The sequence below is a fragment of the Clostridium sp. TJA032 genome, from assembly GCF_058310275.1.
Genome location: NZ_JBZEFB010000002.1, coordinates 82,398 through 99,076, shown reverse-complemented (window position 1 = coordinate 99,076; position 16,679 = coordinate 82,398). Strand labels below are relative to the sequence as shown.

Genomic DNA, 16,679 nt, shown 5'->3' with positions numbered 1-16,679 from the left:
AAAGTATATTTATTACCTTGGTGAAATGGTATACAATTAATCTAAAGTTCATCTTTTAAAAATTTTTATGGTGAACTTTGACTAATTATTAAAATTATTTTAGATAAGAATTAATAAATTTTTGGAAAAATTTAAGTGGATTTTAATTTAGTTTTTATAAATATAGCTAAAGAATAAATAGGTGAATTTTGGGGGAAAAGGGAAATGAGTGCTTCAACTAATCAATTAAAAGATATTGTAAAAAAAATTGGTAGAGATTTATCAAATAAAATAGAGGATGATAAGTTAAAAGAATTGTTTTATAACTGTTTTATAAATACAATGGATACAACTGTGGAAGTTTCAGAGGGAGATGCCTTTGTAATAACTGGAGATATTCCAGCTATGTGGCTTAGAGACTCAACTTCACAAGTAGAACATTATCTTCCTTTTGTCAAAGAGTATGAGGAGTTAAAAGATATATTTACTGGGTTAATAAATAGACAGATAAAATGTATATTCATAGATCCTTATGCAAATGCTTTTAATAAGGAACCTAATGGTCAAAAATGGGACAATGATATAACTAAGGATAGTCCATGGGTTTGGGAGAGAAAGTATGAAATAGATTCCTTATGCTATCCTGTTAGATTAATATATAAATATTGGAAGGAAACTGGAGATGAAACATTCTTTAATGAGGATATTAAAAAGGCATTTAATATTATAATAGACCTTTTTAAAGTAGAGCAAAATCATAGAGAAAAATCAGATTATAGTTTCCAAAGGTTAAATTGCTCAGTAACAGATACTTTAAGCCATGAGGGATTAGGAACTCCTGTTACTTATACTGGAATGACATGGTCAGGCTTTAGACCAAGTGATGATGCTTGTGAATATGGATATTTAATTCCTTCTAATATGTTTGCAGTAGTTATTTTAAGATATATTTCAGAAATTGCAGAGAAGGTTTATAAAGATAATGAGCTTAAAGAAAAAGCTAACTTATTAAGAGAAGAAATAGATAAGGCTATAGAGAAGTATGGAAAAGTCTATAAAGAAGGTTTTGGATATGTTTATGCATATGAAACTGACGGCATGGGTAATTATAATTTTATGGATGATGCTAATGTGCCAAGCCTTTTATCAATTCCTTATTTAGAGTATAAAGATATAGATGATGAGGTTTATCAAAATACTAGAAAGTTTATACTAAGTAAAAATAATAGATTTTTCTTTGAAGGAAAGGTTGCTAAAGGAATAGGTAGTCCACATACACCAGATAGATATATATGGCATATAGCTTTATCAATGCAAGGATTAACTACAAATAATCAAGAAGAAATAAATAATTTAGTAAATCTTTTAAAAGAAACTGATGCTGGAACTGGATATATGCATGAAGGATTTGATGTAGATGACCCTACTAAGTTTACAAGAGCATGGTTTGCATGGTCAAATTCATTATTCTCACATTTTATATATGAGAAAGTTATAAATAAAAAATAAAATAATTTTGCTTATTCAACTTAATTAAGAAGTATTTAAGGAGGCAAACTCTTCTATACACTATCTCCATTGTTGTTTAAAATTTTATTTTTAATACTCTTTAATAAGACTTCTAATTAAGTTAAATATATATTTTATAGTTTAAAAGGCTATATAGAAACAATTATTATTTATTTATTTAATTGTTTTTATATAGCCTTTAATTTGTATAATTTTTTGAATAGGTTTTGGGTTAAAAGGTAAAAATATACTGAGGTGAAATTATGAAAAAGTTAAGCCTAATAATTCTTATATTATTTACTTTAAACCTAGTAAGTTGTGATAAAAATGAGATTGTTATAAATTTTATTGATAATGAAATTGAAGTTGAAGAAAGTGAAAAAAGAGATATAACTATAGAATCTAAAGATAAATTTAATCAGTTTAGAAATAGCAATAAAAAGGTTACAAAAGAAATTTTAAAAACATATTTTAAAAATGATAAAACCTTAGTAAATTTTGAAATACCTAAAAAAACACTAGAAGAATATGAAAATTGGTTTATAAATATGCTTAGAGATAGAGGGGAAAGTGCTAAGTCTGTTTCTGATGCTTTTAGAGCTGTTGATATTTTAATCGGTGAAGATATAATTAAATTTCCTGTTATTATAGATAAGGTTATATTTAATGATAAGGAATCTTATTTAATAGTTTATTTGTGTGAAGATAGCAATAATTTAGATATGGAAGCTCAAGAGGTTATAGAATTAAAAAGATTTAATGAAATTTTAGTAATTGGTATTTATAAAGAATCTTTAGATATTTTCTATAAAAATAAATATAAGTATAGTGATTAATACAAAAATATACTATAAAAAAGTACTTTAAATAGATTAACAATATAATACATGGGAATTCAAATCAAAAAATGTTTATTTTTTGAAAAAATACTTGTAAATTAAGTAACAGTATGTTAATATAATATTAACAGGTTAAAGCATAAACCTAATTTCCCTATATTTCATATATATATGCATTTGTCCTATAAGTATCCCTTAGCTTATAGGACTTTTTGTTATATTTAAAACTTTTGGAGGGGATTTATATGGTTAAGAAAAAATTAGGGTTTTTATGGAGAGTAATTTTGCTAATTTTAATATTAGTACCTATAACTTTTAGAGTTTATGACCTATATTATATTAATTGCAATTGGGATATAAATTCTAAAGTAATAAAGAGAGGAAGAGTTTATAGAGATTATGTTAGAGAAAAAAATAAATTAGGCATACCAGAGGTTTATTATAAATATTCTTTTTTAACTCCAGAGGAAATGATGACTTTAGATGTATTAGCAAATACTGAAGAATACAATATTCAAGATGTTTCAAGAGATGTTGAACTTTATGTTTTATCAAAGGATAATAAGAGTTTAGAAGAGAATTTATCTCCTAAGGAAAAAAGAGAAGTTAATTATTATCTTTCTAATATACAAGAAAATGTTAAAAATACTTTAGAAAAAAACTCCTCTTACATATATATTATGAAAATGATTATGTCTGTTTTTACATCTTTAATGTTGGTTTTAAGTATGTATGCAATTTATATGATTGTTATATTTATAAATGAAAAATAAAGTTCTTAATTTAAGCTATTGTTAACTTTTAAAATTTTGAAAGTTAACAATAGCTTAAATTATTTATTTTAAAAAACCAATTCTATCCTTAGGGAAAACTCTAAATAAAGCTTTTCCATCTAAATTTTCCTTAGGAACATAGGGATTTTCCCACTTTCTTGCATCTTGGGAGCTTATTCTATTATCACCAAAAAATAAATAATTTTCCTTAGGAACATAAAAAGTCTTATTTATTGATTCATTATTTTTTACATAAGGCTCCTCTATTAAATTGTCATTTACATATAAAAGTCCATCTTTTAATTCTACTTTTTCACCAGGAAGTCCAATTACTCTTTTTATAAGAAGTTCTTTAGAGGATTCATGATTAAAAACAAAAATATCACCTCTTTTAATTTTTGTATAAATTTTGCTAACAATTAATTGGTCTTCTTCCATTATTGTAGGTTTCATAGAACCTGTAGGGATATAGGCCTTATATAATAGGTGATTTGTTAGTAGATAGGAAGATAGAAAAAAAATTAAACAAAATAAAGTTAAAAAGCTTATTTTAAATTTAGATTTTTTGCTTAAAGTAGATGATTTTTTTTCTCTTAATAAATACATATATAATTTGTTGTAATTTTAACTTTATTACAACAATACTCACCTCCTATCTTAAGTAAATAATATCATAAAATAGAATAAAATGGAAATAAAAGAAAATAAAGTAAAGTTTTAATTGTATAAGCATTTTCATATATAAATATATAAGATATTATAAGGATGTTTTATTTTTATGAAAGATTTATCAAATTTTATAAAGGTTTCTTCAGCTTTAGGTATTTTGGCTACAACTTATTTAATTTATGAGAATAACAGTATTCTTATAAAAGAGTATGAGCTTTTTTCAAAAAAAACTCCAAAAAATTTTAAGGGCTTTAAAATATTGCATTTAAACAATTTATATGGTAAAAGATTTGGTCAAGAAAGCATTAGAGTATTAGAAAAAATTGATAAATTAAATCCAGATATTATTTTTGTAACTGGTGTAAGTTTAAAACGTTTTTCAGAAAATGATTGTATATTTTTTGACTTATGTAAAAAATTAAGAACTTTTTATCCTATATATTATTCTTTAGGAGATAAAGAGGTATTGTTAAAGAAAGGGGAAGAAATTTTTTTAAAATATTTAAAAGCTTTAAAAGATATTGGGGTAATTATATTAAATAACAATAAGGTATCAATTATAAAATCTGAAGATAAATTAAATATTTATGGAATTTACATAGAGAAAGAAAAAATAAAAAATTACATTAAAGAAAATAACCATAAGTCTTTTTTAAAGAATGAAATATTTAACAAAATAGGAACTGCTAATAAGAGTGAATTTAATATTGTTTTAACAAATGATGTTGTTAACTTTGAAAGTTATGTAAGATGGGGAAGTGATATAACTTTTGCAGGATATACAAAAATAATAAATAATTATATATTTAATAATTTTGTGGAAAGAAATAAAGATATTTTTATAAAGAAAGATTCCTCAATGATTCTAAGCAAAGGTTTAGGATGTGATTTATTAAAACTAAGAGTAATTAATAGACCAGAAATAAGTTTAATAACTCTTAGATAAATAAATTGTTCTATAAATATAAATTAGCAAATAATTATTAATGTTATTATTATATGAATTCAGAAGGAAAGATATTATATTAAATAATTTATAGCTATTTTAAAGTACTTTTTAGTAAGTTAAAATAGCTTTTTTGTATTTTATAATGATTTATTTTATTAAGTTATTAACTTGTATATATAAATATTAATTATATATTAGATAATTAGAAGAATAAATGTTATAAAATAATATTGCTGTAATTAATAGATTCAAATTATAATGTAAAATTATAATATATAGAATAAGGAAATAAAAAAATAGTAGAAAAGCATTAAGATAAATATTTATATTGGAGGAGATTATAAATGGAAAAGAACGAGAAAACAGAAAAAGAAAATAAATTTGAAAAAATTTATAATACTTCCTTACCAGATGGATATAGGTTTACTAATTTTAGATTTGGAGATGAAAATAATTGGGCTTATATTCAGTATTCAGCAGGGGTTTTTAAGGATTATCAAAAAGCAATTAGAAAAATTTTTGAAGAAGAAAGTGCATTAAAAAAAGATTTTAAAAATCGTTGCATATTTCTTGAAGATGCAGAAGGGGTTAGAGTTGGGACATTAATGTTAATACCTAGCAATAAAGAAGAAGGACTTCAAGATATAAAGTATCTAGCTATTATTCCTAAGTATAAAGAAAAAGGATTAGAGAATATACTTATTGCAAAAGCTAATAAAATGATAAAAGATATAAAAGGTGCAACTAAGATTAATACAGGAGAATATAATGAAAAATCTTTAGTTAATTTTGATAAATTAGGATTTGAAAGATAAAATAATAAAACTCATTCCAAAAAAATCTTTAAAGATTTGCCTTGGAATGAGTTTTGTTATTTTTTAAAGAAAACTTGACTAACTATTCTAACGATTTCTTTTACAATTTCAACGTTAGATTCTATATGTTCTTTAGCAACTATTAATTCAGCTGTAGTTTCTGTTGCCACATCAGATATGTCTTTTATATTTTGACAAGTGTCATTTACATTATTAGCTATTTCAGGTAAATCGTTAATTGTTTTAGTAAGGTTGTCCTTATTTTGGTCTATAAGACTATTTATATTTGACACTAACTTTAAAACTTTGTTTAATGTTAGTATCAAATAGACAATAGCCACACAACCTAGTAAAGCTAGTATAATGTAAATAAAGTTTAAATCTATATACATACTTATTATTTAGATTTATTAACTTCTTCATTTTCAGAAGAAGTAGATTCATCTAAAACCTCAACAGGAAGTTTATTTTCTTCTACAGCTTCTTCATGATGTTTACATTTCTTGTTGTTTAAATATTCTTTTATTTTGCATTTTGCTTCAGTTATATTTTCTCTACCTTTTTCAATTTGTGTATTTAAATTCTCTTTAAATTCATTATTTTTATCATTTAATTTTTGAGCTACTTTTCTTGAACTCTCTTTTAATTCTTCTCTTGTTTCTTTTCCAGATCTAGGAGCAAATAGTAAACCACCTAATACTCCAGCTAAAGTACCAACGGCAGCTCCAGTTACAGCAACTTTAGCTTTTTTATTTCTTTCGGCTCTAGCCTTAGCTTTTCTTTTTTCTTCTATTAATTTTGCTAAACTCATTATTCATACCTCCCAATAATTTATACATATCGTTAATTAAATTATACTATATAGTACAAAAAAATCAATAATAATTATTACTTAATACAATTAGCGTAGAAATTTATTTTGTTATTTTTATAATATTTAAATTTAATTATATTTTTTATATAATAGATTTCCTTCTTTAATAAATATATATTATGATAAGTGAAATAAATTACAGGAAAAATAATAAATTTAAAAAATATAATATTTTTATTAAAAACAAAGCACTTTAATAAAAATAAATGCATAATTATTAATTATTACATTAAAAGAAAACTTAAAATTAAAAAGTTATAGTATTGTTTTTCAAATATATGTAATAAATATAATAAGTGACTTAAATTATTTATTTAGTATAATTTAGCCTAAATTGTGCATATTATATAATTGAATAAAAAACACCGTTATGGTATTATGATTTAAAATTACTTATCTTATAAGTATATTTTATTTCAATTAACTATAAGATAAATAAAAAATTATTTTTTTAGAGGAGGAGTTAAAGAATGGACCCGAGTCCCAGTATTTTACCAAAAATTATTCTAATATTAATTCTTATCTTAATTAATGCATTCTTTGCAGCAGCAGAGATGGCAATGGTATCTGTAAATAAATCAAAGATAAAAATGCTTGCAGAAAAGGGAAATAAAAAAGCTCTTTTATTAAAAAAGGTTTTAAAATCTCCAGGCAATTTTTTATCTACTATTCAAATAGGAATAACTTTTGCAGGTTTTTTTGCCAGTGCATCAGCAGCTACTAGCATTTCAGAAACTCTAGCTAATTTCATGTACAAGCTAAATATTCCTTACAGCAACATTATTTCAGTTATAGTTATAACTGTTCTTTTATCTTATGTAACATTAGTATTTGGAGAGTTACTTCCAAAGAGAATAGCTTTACAAAAACCAGAGGAAATTGCTTTAATGTCTATAAGACCAATCAATTTTATTTCTAAAATATCAAAACCTTTTGTAAAAATACTTTCATCTTCAACGAATTTATTTATAAAGATTTTAGGCTTAAATAAGGTTTCCAATAAAGAAACAGTATCTAAAGATGAGATAAAATCTATGATAAATATAGGAGAAGAAAATGGAGTAATTGATAAAACTGAAAAGGATATGTTAGATAATATTTTTGAGTTTGATCATAAAATAGTTAAGGAAGTTATGACTCCTAGGGGAGAGGTTTTTGCAATAAAATCAAATACTCAAAATGAGGTTATTGCTAAAAAACTTATAAGCGAGCAATTTTCAAGGGTTCCAGTTTATAATGAAAGTAAGGACAACATAGTTGGAATTCTTTATTTAAAGGATTTCTTTGAGGCAGTTGTAAAAATTGGTATGGATAATATTAAACTAGATGAGTTAATACGTCCAGCATATTTTGTTCTTGAGAATAAAGCTATAGATGATTTATTTAAGGAATTACAAGATAGCAAACAACATATGGCTGTAATAATAGATGAGTACGGTGGATTTTCTGGAATAGTTACTATAGAAGATTTAATTGAGGAAGTTATGGGTGATATATTAGATGAATATGACGATTCAGAAAGCTACATAGATAAGATAGATAATAATACCTATGTAGTAGACGGTTTATTAACATTAGACAAGCTAAATGATTCTTTAAACCTAAATCTTGAAAGTCAGAATATAGAGACTATAGGTGGTTTTGTTGTTAACTTAATAGGAAATATTCCGCAAAAGGAAAATCAAATGATTGAATATAACAATCTTTCTTTCCAAGTTTGTAAAACTAATAAAAAGAGAATTGAAAAATTAAAAATTTATTTAAATAATACTTCTTCATTTAATTCTGAAGTTGTATTAAATAGTTAAGTTTATAAATAATCAAGGTAGTAAATTTAAAGAATTTACTACCTTTTTTTATTTTAGCAAATATGTATAAATTAAAAATAAATTTTAAATATAAAATTAAAAGCTTGACATTAAAAATGATAATCAGTATCATTTAAACAGAGAGTGCTAATTTTATTAATTTATCAAAATTAAGTCGTATTTTTAATATATTTATTAAAAATTTGAAAGTTTAAGGGGGAAAATAAATGTTAAAAAGAAAAAAAATATTAGTTTTAGCAATAGCTACAGTTATGACTATGGGAGTTTTGGCTGGATGTAGTAATAAGGAAAAAGAAGTTAAGGGAGAAAGTAAAGAGGTTAACGTTTATTCCTCAAGACATTATGATGTAGATAAAAAATTATTTAAAGATTTTGAAGAAGAAACTGGAATAAAGGTTAACTTAGTTGAGGGAAAAAGTGATGAATTGATTGAGAGAATTTCAAGAGAAGGAGATAAAAGTTCAGCAGATTTATTTTTAACTGTAGGTGCAGAGAATATTACTACTTTAAAGAAGAAAGATTTATTAAAAGAAGTATCTTCAGAGAAAATAGAGAGTAATATACCTAAGGAATATAGAGGAGAGAATTGGGTTGGCTTAACTTCTAGAGCTAGAATCATTGTTTATAATAAGGATAAAGTAAATAAAGATTCAATAAAGACATATGATGACTTAATTAAAGAAGAATTTAAAGGGAAAGTTTTAACTAGAAGTTCAAGTTCATCATATAATAATGCTTTATTAGCATCATTTATACAATTAAAAGGAGAGGATTATGCAAAATCCTGGGCTGAAGGAATGGTAAATAATTTTGCTAGAACTCCAGAGGGAAATGATAGAGACCAAGCAAAAGCTATAATAGCTGGTATTGGAGATGTTGGAATAATGAACTCTTATTACATAGCTAAAATGATTTCATCCTCTGATGAAGAAGAAGCTAAGGTTGGAAAAGAAATAGGAGTTTTATTCCCAGAAAATACTCATTTAAACTTAAGTTTTGGGGCTCTTATGAAAAATAGCAAAAATGAGAATAATGCTATTGCACTTTTAGAGTATTTAACAGATGAAAAAGCTCAAAAAGCTTATGTTGATGAAAATGGAGAATTTTCATTGAATCCTAAAGTTGGAAAAAGTGAACTTCAAAAATCTTGGGGAGATTTTACAGTTCAAGATTTAAATTATGAAACATTAGGAGAGGAAAAAGAAAAAGCTACATTAATATTTGATCAAGTAGGATGGAAATAATGAAAAGATTTAGATTTAATGGTTGGGCAATTTTAAGTGCTATAATTAGTTTGCTTATCATTATACCTAATTTAGATGTTATACTTCACTTATTTAAAAGTCCTAATAGCACTTGGTATCATATAAAGGAATATTTATTGAAAGATTATGTAGTAACTTCTATAATAGTTGTTTTCTTTACTGTTTTATTAAGTATTTTAATAGGTTTAACTTTAGCTTGGTTAGTAGCATCTTATGATTTTCCTTTTAGAAAATTTTTTAAGCTAGCTTTAATACTTCCTTTAGCCATACCACCTTATATTGGAGCTTACACATATTCTGGAATATTAAGCTATACAGGTTTTGTACAAAGATTTTTTAGAAATTTTTTAGGGTTTGATGTGAATCAAAAGTATTTTGATATTATGTCTATAAAGGGAGCAATCTTTATATTTACCTTATTTTTATTTCCTTATGTGTATATGATAACTAGAAGTTTTTTAGAAAAACAATCATCAGGTTTAATAGAAAGTGCTAGACTTTTAGGAATAGGTCCTATAGCGATATTTTTTAAAGTAATAATACCTGTAAGTAGAGGGGCTATAGTTGCAGGGGGAACTTTAATTGCTTTAGAGGTTTTAAGTGATTATGGAGTTGTTTCATATTTAGGAGTTCAAAGTTTTAGTACTGCTATATTTAAAAGTTGGATATCTTTAGGTGATGTAGATTCTGCTATAAGATTGTCATCAATACTTATGGTTACAGTCTTTATTATACTTGCTTTTGAAAAGTTTTTAAGAGGAAGGAGAAAGTTTAGTTTTACAAATACAAAGATTAGACCTTTAAAGAGAAAGAAGCTTGAAGGATTTAGTAAATATATAGCTATTTTATATTGTTTTATAATTTTTGCTTTAGGATTTTTAATACCTGTTGTTCAAATGGTTCTTTGGTCTATTAAAAGTTATAAAAATATATATTATAGTCAATTCTTAAACATGATATTTAATTCTGTATTTCTTGCATCTTTATGTAGTTTAATTATTGTAATTATGGCTTTAATAGTTGCAAACTATGTAAGAAGTAATGAGGGAATTTTAGGAAAAGTTTATAGTAAAGTAACTTTAATAGGATACTCTCTTCCTGGGGCTGTGGTTGCTATAACAATGATTTTATTTTTCTCTAATATAGAAAGTAAAATTAAAGGTTTAGCTTTAAGCACAAGTATTTTAGTGCTTGTATTTGCTTATATAATAAGGTTTTTAGCAATAGGATATCAGAATATAGAAGGGGGCTTTGAAAAGATAGGAAATAAATTTACTGAAGCTTCAAGAACTTTAGGTTATGGTAGAACTAAAACTTTCTTTAAGGTTGATATACATTTATTAAAACCTGCAATTTTAGGAGCTTTTGCTTTAACTTTTGTTGATATAATAAAAGAACTTCCATTGGTTTTAACTTTAAGACCATTTAATTTTTATACCTTATCTACAAAGGTATTTGAATATGCTAATGATGAGATGATTCCAGAATCGTCTATACCATCTTTAATAATAGTATTTATTAGCTTTTTAGCTATATATTTCTTATATAAAGTTGCAGATAAGGAGGAAAAATAATGTATATTAAGGCTGAGGGATTGAATTTTAAATATCCAAATTCTAAAAAAGATATTATTTATAATTTTAATATGAATTTAGAAAAAGGAGATATATTAGCTATTTTAGGAGAAAGTGGAAGTGGGAAAAGCACAATACTTAGAATAATAGCTGGTTTAGAAGAGGCAAGTAAGGGAAAAATTAAAATTGGAGAAAAGTTAGTTTTTTCAGAGGACATTTTTATTGAGGCAGAAAAAAGAGGTGTTGGAATGGTTTTTCAAGATTATGCATTATTTCCTCATATGACTGTTAAAAAAAATATTCAGTTTGGTCTTAAAAATAAGAGCAAAAAAGAAAAAGAAGAGATATCAAAGGAAATGCTTAAACTTGTTAATCTTTTAGAACATGAAAATAAATATCCTTATGAATTAAGTGGAGGACAACAACAAAGAGTTGCAATAGCTAGAGCTATAGCACCTAAACCAGCAGTTCTTTTGCTAGATGAACCTTTTTCTAACTTAGATGCTAATCTTCAAGAAAAAATAAGAGAAGAAATAAGAGATATACTTAAAAAATCAAAAATAACTTCTATTTTTGTAACTCATGATAGGAAAGATGCAAAAGCTTTAGCAAATAAGTTTATAGAATTAAAAGATGGGAAAATAGTAAAATCAGATTTAATTGAAAGTTTATTAGTATAAAAATTAAAAAAGATGGCATAAGATAAGGATAAATTCTTATGTCATCTTTTATTTTATGTGTAACATAAGTTACCTATTTTTTTATAGCTTTAGTGTATACTAATAATGATTTATATTTAAAGTTTAGAGGAGGACATTTAGTGAATAATTTAAAAAATAATATACCTAAAATGATTAGTGGTACTAACTATGGAAACTTACAAAAAATTAGAGAGGAAAAAAGAACTTTTGGAATAACTCCTCATATTCCAGGAGGCTTTATTACACCAGAACAACTAGAAAACATTGCAAAGGTAGCTAAGAAATACAATGGAGTTATAAAGATAACTTCTGGTCAAAGAATTTTAATAACTAATTTAAAAGGGGAAGACTTACCTAGTATATGGAGAGAATTAGGAATGGAACCTGCTGTTAAGAAACAAAATTCAATAAAAAATGTTGAGATGTGTCCAGCTGGATTTTGTAAAAGGTCAAAATTTAACACAATAGGTACTGGTATGAAAATTTTAAATAAATATAAGCATATGGATATGCCCTGTAGAACTAAAATTGGAGTATCTGGATGTAGAAACGCTTGTGGAAGTGTCTATGCAAAAGATATTGGAGTTATAGCAGATAAAGAAGGTTTTTTAATAACTGTAGGAGGTTCAGCAGGATATAATCAAAGGATGGCGAATATATTAATTAAAGATGTTAAGGAACAAGAAGCTTTAAAAATAGTTGATAAGGTTTTAGCTATTTATAAAGAAGAAGCTATGCCTGGAGAAAAGTTAGGAAACTTTATAGAAAGAATAGGAATTGAAAGTTTTAGGAAGAAAACATTAGCATAATTTAGAAAATTAAGAATAAACTTAAATATACACTTAATAAGAGTTAAAATGCTTATATTTGGCGTGTGCAATAAAGTTTTTTATCTGTTATTATCTTATTAAACGATAAAGATTATTATTTAATAATTATAATAAATTAGAAATCTGAGCAAAATATTAAAGTGATTTGAGAGGAGACTTTTATTATGTCAAACATTTGTTTATGTAAAGGAATTTCAGAAGAAAAGATAGTTGAGGTTATTAAGGACGGAGCTCTTTCAGTAGAAGAAGTTGGAGAAAAAACAGGAGCTACAACAGGTGCTTGTTGTGGAGCTAGATGTAAGTGTAAGATTGAGGAGCTAATAGAAGAGAATAAATAATTTAATGAAAGTAGGTGCCTTGCTTTAGGCACCTCTTTTTTTAGAAATATTAAGATAAAAATTTTATATTTATTATAGGAGGAAATTTAATGAAAAGCAAAATGTTACACACTTGTATAAGAGTTAAGGATTTAGAAAAGTCTTTAAAATTTTATAAAGAGGCTTTAGGTCTTATTGAAACAAGAAGAAAAGATTTTAAAGATAAGGGCTTTACTTTAGTTTATCTTTCTGACAAGGAAGAGGGCTATGAGATTGAATTAACTTATAATTATGACCAAGAAAAACCTTATGATTTAGGAAATGGATTTAGTCATATAGCTGTTGGAGTAGAGGATTTAGAAGCAGAAAGAGATAGACATATTTCTTTAGGATATGAAGTTACACCTTTAAAAGCATTGTCAAAAACTTCATCAGCTTATTATTTCGTAACAGACCCAGATGGATATAAAGTTGAAGTAATTAAAATTAAATAAAAATAAGTAATATTTAAGAAACTCTTTAGAAAATCTTTAGATTTATCTAGAGGGTTTCTTTATTTTTTTATTTTAATATAAAGACATAGTAAAGGCTAAGTTATATTTAAAATATTAAGTTTAGGAGGTGTTTTAAAATTAAGTTTAGTAATCTTAATATATTTAAAATAGCTTTTTGTAAGAGAGGTATTTTTAAAAGTTAAAGATTTTATATGCTATCATTATATTAAAATATTAGATTATTTTAATAAGTTAAGATTTATAGTGATATATTTAAGTTATTAGGTATATAGAAACTTTATTTAATCTAATAAAATATAGTGATTGAAAAGGAAGTAATGAAAAATGGAAAAGTATAATATTTTAGTTGTTGAAGATGAAAAAGAAATAAGAGAGGCTATTGAAATATATTTAAAAAATCAAGGTTACAATGTTTTTAAAGGTAGCAATGGAATAGAAGGTTTAGAAATAATAGAAAAGGAAGATATTCATTTAGCTATTGTAGATATAATGATGCCTAAAATGGATGGTGCTACTATGGTTATGAAAGTTAGAGAAAACTATGATTTTCCTATAATAATGTTATCTGCAAAATCTGAAGATATGGATAAAATTTTAGGATTAAATATTGGAGCAGATGATTACATAACAAAACCTTTTAATCCTTTAGAACTTCTTGCAAGAGTTAATTCTCAGTTAAGAAGATATTCTAAATATTTAAGTATGGTAAAGAAAGAGGGAAAAGAAAAAAACTCATATATAATTGGAGGATTAGAAGTAAATACTGATAGTAAAGAGGTTTTAGTAGATGGTGAAAAGGTAAAATTAACACCTATTGAATTTAAAATACTTGAATTACTTATTAAAAATCCAGGAAGAGTTTTTTCAGCAGAAGAAATCTATGAAAGAGTATGGAATGAAAATGCAGTAAATACTGATACTGTAATGGTTCATGTAAGAAATATAAGAGAAAAAATAGAGATAGATCCAAAAAATCCAAAATATTTAAAGGTGGTGTGGGGAGTTGGCTATAAAATCGACAAACAATAAAGAAAAGGTTAATTCTAAAAAAACTAGTAAGAAAAATATTATTTTTTCAATATTTATATTTGTATTAATAGGAATTGTTTCCTTAGCCTCTTTGTTAGCTTATCCTATAATAGATAAAAATGCTTCTGAGTATGTTAAAAATTATGATTTGTTAGATAATTATGATTTAAGAGAAGATATAGTAGAAACTAATTATGGAATATACTTTGATTATTTAGAGAATAAAGCTAAAGAAAATAATAAGCCTTTAAATCCTTCAAAGGACTTAGTTGATACAAATAGAAATAATGACTATGAAGACAGAGATATTTCTAAAAATAAAATAGTTGAAGAAAATAGGAGAGTAAATTCAAGAATTAATTCTCTTGTAAATAGCTTAAATTCTTTAGGAAATTTAAATGTATATGCTATGGATAATGAAGGTAATACAGTTTATAAGACTAAAGGAGAACAAGATTGGTTACTTGAAGCTTTAGCTAAAGGAAAAAAAGTAAATAAAAGTGATTTAGAAGAATACTTTAGATTCTATATTCTTATAAAATATGATAGTAAAGGGCAAGTTTCATTAAAAGAGGTTTATGGAGATAATAATAAGGAAATAAATAGATTAGTAAATGAGATGAGTTCACCATATTATTTGTATAAGGATAAATATGAAGCAAAGCCAATAGAAAATATGACTTATGTTTATGCTGTGCCAAAGAATTTACAATATAAAGATAGTTTATATTATAAAGATTTAAATTGTAGAATTAAAGCCTTATTTTTAGCTACTATACCTTTCATAACAGTAGGTATAGTGGTTATAATTCTTTTAGCTTTACTTATTCCGTTTAGATATACAAGAGAAATTTTAGGCTTTAAGAAGTTTTCAAAAATGCCTTTAGAGCTTAACTTAATTTTAATTTTAATTATTGCATTTTTAAGTTTTGTAGGCTATTGGTTAGGTCTTGGAGCTATGCTTAAAGATGGAATCGGAGAAGGTATTAGGATGAATATATTCCCATATGTTAATGCCTTTACTAATGTTTTAGGTTGGATTTACCTTGTATTTGTTTATGGATTTGTATTCTTTGAAATTTTATATATAAAAAATATATTTAATATAGGCTTTAGAAGTTTTATAAGAAAACAATCCTTAATATATAGATTAAAAGATGTTGTTATTTCTTTATTTAGAAAATTTGCAAATTATCTAAAGGGAATAGATTTAAATAAAAATAGTGATAAGATGATTTTGATTCTTATAGGAATAAACTTTATTATTGTTTCACTATTTTGTGTATTGTGGTTCTTTGGAATATTCTTAGCTATTATATACTCAATTGCTTTATTCTACTTTGGCAAAAAGTATATAGATAAGTTAAAAAAAGATTATAATAAAGTTTTAGAAAGAACAAAGGAAATATCTAAAGGAAATTTAGATGAAAAGGAAAATTGTGATTGTGGCTTTTTTAATCCTATGAGAGATGAATTAAACAATATACAATCAGGATTTAAAAAGGCAGTTGAGGAAGAAGTTAAAAGTCAAAGAATGAAGACAGAGCTTATATCTAATGTTTCTCATGATTTAAAAACTCCATTAACTTCTATAATCGCTTATGTTGATTTGTTAAAGGGAGAAACTGATGAGGAGAAGAGAAAGGCTTATTTAGATACTTTAGAAAGAAAATCCTTAAGATTAAAGGAGTTAATAGAAGATTTATTTGAAGTTACTAAGGCTACCACAGGAAATGTTACCTTAAATATTATGGATGTTGATGTTGCTTATTTAATGAAAGAAGTTATTTTAGAATTAGAAGATAAAATAAAAGAAGCCTCTTTAGATGTTAGACTTTCTCTTCCAAGAGAGAAGGTTATATTAAAGTTAGATGGACAAAGAACTTATAGAGTTTTTGAAAATCTAATAATAAATGCAGTTAAGTATGCACTTCCTAATTCAAGAGTATATATAGATATTAAAGATGAAAAGGAAGAAGTTTCTATAGTGATAAAAAATATATCAGCAGAGGAAATAACTTTTGATATTAATGAAATTTCAGAACGTTTTGTAAGAGGAGACAAGGCTCGTAATACAGAGGGAGCAGGATTAGGTCTTGCTATAGTTAAGAGTTTTGTTGAACTTCAAGGAGGAAAATTTAATATTGTTGTAGATGGTGATTTATTTAAGGCCATTATAATATTTAGAAAATTTTAGCTTTTAGAATAACAG

Annotated in this window: 17 protein-coding genes; 14 read left to right on the top strand and 3 right to left on the bottom strand. The window is 24.9% G+C overall.

Going from position 1 to position 16,679, the window contains the following annotated elements:
- The first annotated feature begins 204 nt into the window (after nucleotides 1-204).
- From AC4FRL_RS07590 to AC4FRL_RS07580, 3 genes are all read left to right on the top strand, one after another.
- Nucleotides 205-1,488, top strand: a complete 1,284-nt coding sequence (locus AC4FRL_RS07590) for a glycoside hydrolase family 125 protein (RefSeq protein WP_491139618.1) — start codon at nucleotides 205-207, stop codon at nucleotides 1,486-1,488.
- 263 nt (nucleotides 1,489-1,751) lie between these two features.
- Complete coding sequence (locus AC4FRL_RS07585; RefSeq protein WP_491139617.1) at nucleotides 1,752-2,324, top strand: hypothetical protein; 573 nt, start codon at nucleotides 1,752-1,754, stop codon at nucleotides 2,322-2,324.
- 248 nt (nucleotides 2,325-2,572) lie between these two features.
- On the top strand, nucleotides 2,573-3,100 hold the full coding sequence (locus AC4FRL_RS07580; RefSeq protein WP_491139616.1) for a hypothetical protein: 528 nt from the start codon (nucleotides 2,573-2,575) through the stop codon (nucleotides 3,098-3,100).
- Between the two features lie 63 nt (nucleotides 3,101-3,163).
- Here AC4FRL_RS07580 and lepB read toward each other — a convergent pair whose 3' ends face one another.
- Nucleotides 3,164-3,706, bottom strand: coding sequence for a signal peptidase I (gene lepB / locus AC4FRL_RS07575; RefSeq protein ID WP_491139615.1), 543 nt, complete (start codon nucleotides 3,704-3,706; stop codon nucleotides 3,164-3,166).
- Nucleotides 3,707-3,878: 172 nt separating this feature from the next.
- Between lepB and AC4FRL_RS07570 the strand changes: the two genes are divergently transcribed.
- Complete coding sequence (locus AC4FRL_RS07570; RefSeq protein WP_491139614.1) at nucleotides 3,879-4,715, top strand: metallophosphoesterase; 837 nt, start codon at nucleotides 3,879-3,881, stop codon at nucleotides 4,713-4,715.
- 347 nt (nucleotides 4,716-5,062) lie between these two features.
- Entirely contained in the window at nucleotides 5,063-5,533 is a 471-nt protein-coding gene (locus tag AC4FRL_RS07565) for a GNAT family N-acetyltransferase (RefSeq protein WP_491139613.1), read from the top strand.
- 56 nt (nucleotides 5,534-5,589) lie between these two features.
- On the opposite strand, the gene AC4FRL_RS07560 is transcribed toward AC4FRL_RS07565, so the two are convergent.
- Nucleotides 5,590-5,859: a hypothetical protein gene (locus AC4FRL_RS07560; protein WP_491139612.1), complete on the bottom strand. Its 270-nt coding sequence runs from the start codon at nucleotides 5,857-5,859 to the stop codon at nucleotides 5,590-5,592.
- 71 nt (nucleotides 5,860-5,930) lie between these two features.
- Entirely contained in the window at nucleotides 5,931-6,344 is a 414-nt protein-coding gene (locus AC4FRL_RS07555; protein WP_491139611.1) for a YtxH domain-containing protein, read from the bottom strand.
- A gap of 533 nt (nucleotides 6,345-6,877) precedes the next feature.
- Here AC4FRL_RS07555 and AC4FRL_RS07550 point away from each other — a divergent pair.
- From AC4FRL_RS07550 to AC4FRL_RS07510, 9 genes are all read left to right on the top strand, one after another.
- Nucleotides 6,878-8,215 (top strand): hemolysin family protein, encoded by a 1,338-nt coding sequence (locus tag AC4FRL_RS07550; protein WP_491139610.1) that lies wholly within the window; start codon nucleotides 6,878-6,880, stop codon nucleotides 8,213-8,215.
- 227 nt (nucleotides 8,216-8,442) lie between these two features.
- On the top strand, nucleotides 8,443-9,480 hold the full coding sequence (locus tag AC4FRL_RS07545; RefSeq protein WP_491139609.1) for a Fe(3+) ABC transporter substrate-binding protein: 1,038 nt from the start codon (nucleotides 8,443-8,445) through the stop codon (nucleotides 9,478-9,480).
- Nucleotides 9,480-11,075: an ABC transporter permease gene (locus tag AC4FRL_RS07540; protein WP_491139608.1), complete on the top strand. Its 1,596-nt coding sequence runs from the start codon at nucleotides 9,480-9,482 to the stop codon at nucleotides 11,073-11,075. The genes AC4FRL_RS07545 and AC4FRL_RS07540 overlap by 1 nt, the downstream gene beginning before the upstream one ends.
- Nucleotides 11,075-11,755: an ABC transporter ATP-binding protein gene (locus tag AC4FRL_RS07535; protein ID WP_491139607.1), complete on the top strand. Its 681-nt coding sequence runs from the start codon at nucleotides 11,075-11,077 to the stop codon at nucleotides 11,753-11,755. The genes AC4FRL_RS07540 and AC4FRL_RS07535 overlap by 1 nt, the downstream gene beginning before the upstream one ends.
- Nucleotides 11,756-11,925: 170 nt before the next feature.
- Nucleotides 11,926-12,585: a ferredoxin-like domain-containing protein gene (locus AC4FRL_RS07530; RefSeq protein ID WP_491139761.1), complete on the top strand. Its 660-nt coding sequence runs from the start codon at nucleotides 11,926-11,928 to the stop codon at nucleotides 12,583-12,585.
- A 185-nt stretch (nucleotides 12,586-12,770) separates the two neighbouring features.
- The gene (locus AC4FRL_RS07525; protein WP_491139606.1) at nucleotides 12,771-12,944 is read left to right on the top strand and encodes a (2Fe-2S)-binding protein; all 174 of its coding nucleotides are present in this window, start codon (nucleotides 12,771-12,773) and stop codon (nucleotides 12,942-12,944) included.
- 89 nt (nucleotides 12,945-13,033) lie between these two features.
- Nucleotides 13,034-13,417, top strand: a complete 384-nt coding sequence (gloA, locus tag AC4FRL_RS07520) for a lactoylglutathione lyase (RefSeq protein ID WP_491139605.1) — start codon at nucleotides 13,034-13,036, stop codon at nucleotides 13,415-13,417.
- A 345-nt stretch (nucleotides 13,418-13,762) separates the two neighbouring features.
- Nucleotides 13,763-14,467: a response regulator transcription factor gene (locus AC4FRL_RS07515; protein ID WP_491139604.1), complete on the top strand. Its 705-nt coding sequence runs from the start codon at nucleotides 13,763-13,765 to the stop codon at nucleotides 14,465-14,467.
- A complete protein-coding gene (locus AC4FRL_RS07510) occupies nucleotides 14,442-16,664 on the top strand; it encodes a HAMP domain-containing sensor histidine kinase (protein ID WP_491139603.1) in 2,223 nt (740 codons plus the stop codon). The genes AC4FRL_RS07515 and AC4FRL_RS07510 overlap by 26 nt, the downstream gene beginning before the upstream one ends.
- Nucleotides 16,665-16,679: the final 15 nt, after the last annotated feature.

Excerpts from the sequence above, each read along its gene's own strand:
- AC4FRL_RS07590 (WP_491139618.1), top strand. The coding sequence starts at position 205 with ATGAGTGCTTCAACTAATCAATTAAAAGATATTGTAAAAAAAATTGGT.
- AC4FRL_RS07585 (WP_491139617.1), top strand. The coding sequence starts at position 1,752 with ATGAAAAAGTTAAGCCTAATAATTCTTATATTATTTACTTTAAACCTA.
- AC4FRL_RS07580 (WP_491139616.1), top strand. The coding sequence starts at position 2,573 with ATGGTTAAGAAAAAATTAGGGTTTTTATGGAGAGTAATTTTGCTAATT.
- lepB (WP_491139615.1), bottom strand. The coding sequence starts at position 3,706 with ATGTATTTATTAAGAGAAAAAAAATCATCTACTTTAAGCAAAAAATCT.
- AC4FRL_RS07570 (WP_491139614.1), top strand. The coding sequence starts at position 3,879 with ATGAAAGATTTATCAAATTTTATAAAGGTTTCTTCAGCTTTAGGTATT.
- AC4FRL_RS07565 (WP_491139613.1), top strand. The coding sequence starts at position 5,063 with ATGGAAAAGAACGAGAAAACAGAAAAAGAAAATAAATTTGAAAAAATT.
- AC4FRL_RS07555 (WP_491139611.1), bottom strand. The coding sequence starts at position 6,344 with ATGAGTTTAGCAAAATTAATAGAAGAAAAAAGAAAAGCTAAGGCTAGA.
- AC4FRL_RS07550 (WP_491139610.1), top strand. The coding sequence starts at position 6,878 with ATGGACCCGAGTCCCAGTATTTTACCAAAAATTATTCTAATATTAATT.
- AC4FRL_RS07545 (WP_491139609.1), top strand. The coding sequence starts at position 8,443 with ATGTTAAAAAGAAAAAAAATATTAGTTTTAGCAATAGCTACAGTTATG.
- AC4FRL_RS07540 (WP_491139608.1), top strand. The coding sequence starts at position 9,480 with ATGAAAAGATTTAGATTTAATGGTTGGGCAATTTTAAGTGCTATAATT.
- AC4FRL_RS07535 (WP_491139607.1), top strand. The coding sequence starts at position 11,075 with ATGTATATTAAGGCTGAGGGATTGAATTTTAAATATCCAAATTCTAAA.
- AC4FRL_RS07530 (WP_491139761.1), top strand. The coding sequence starts at position 11,926 with ATGATTAGTGGTACTAACTATGGAAACTTACAAAAAATTAGAGAGGAA.
- AC4FRL_RS07525 (WP_491139606.1), top strand. The coding sequence starts at position 12,771 with ATGTCAAACATTTGTTTATGTAAAGGAATTTCAGAAGAAAAGATAGTT.
- gloA (WP_491139605.1), top strand. The coding sequence starts at position 13,034 with ATGAAAAGCAAAATGTTACACACTTGTATAAGAGTTAAGGATTTAGAA.
- AC4FRL_RS07515 (WP_491139604.1), top strand. The coding sequence starts at position 13,763 with ATGGAAAAGTATAATATTTTAGTTGTTGAAGATGAAAAAGAAATAAGA.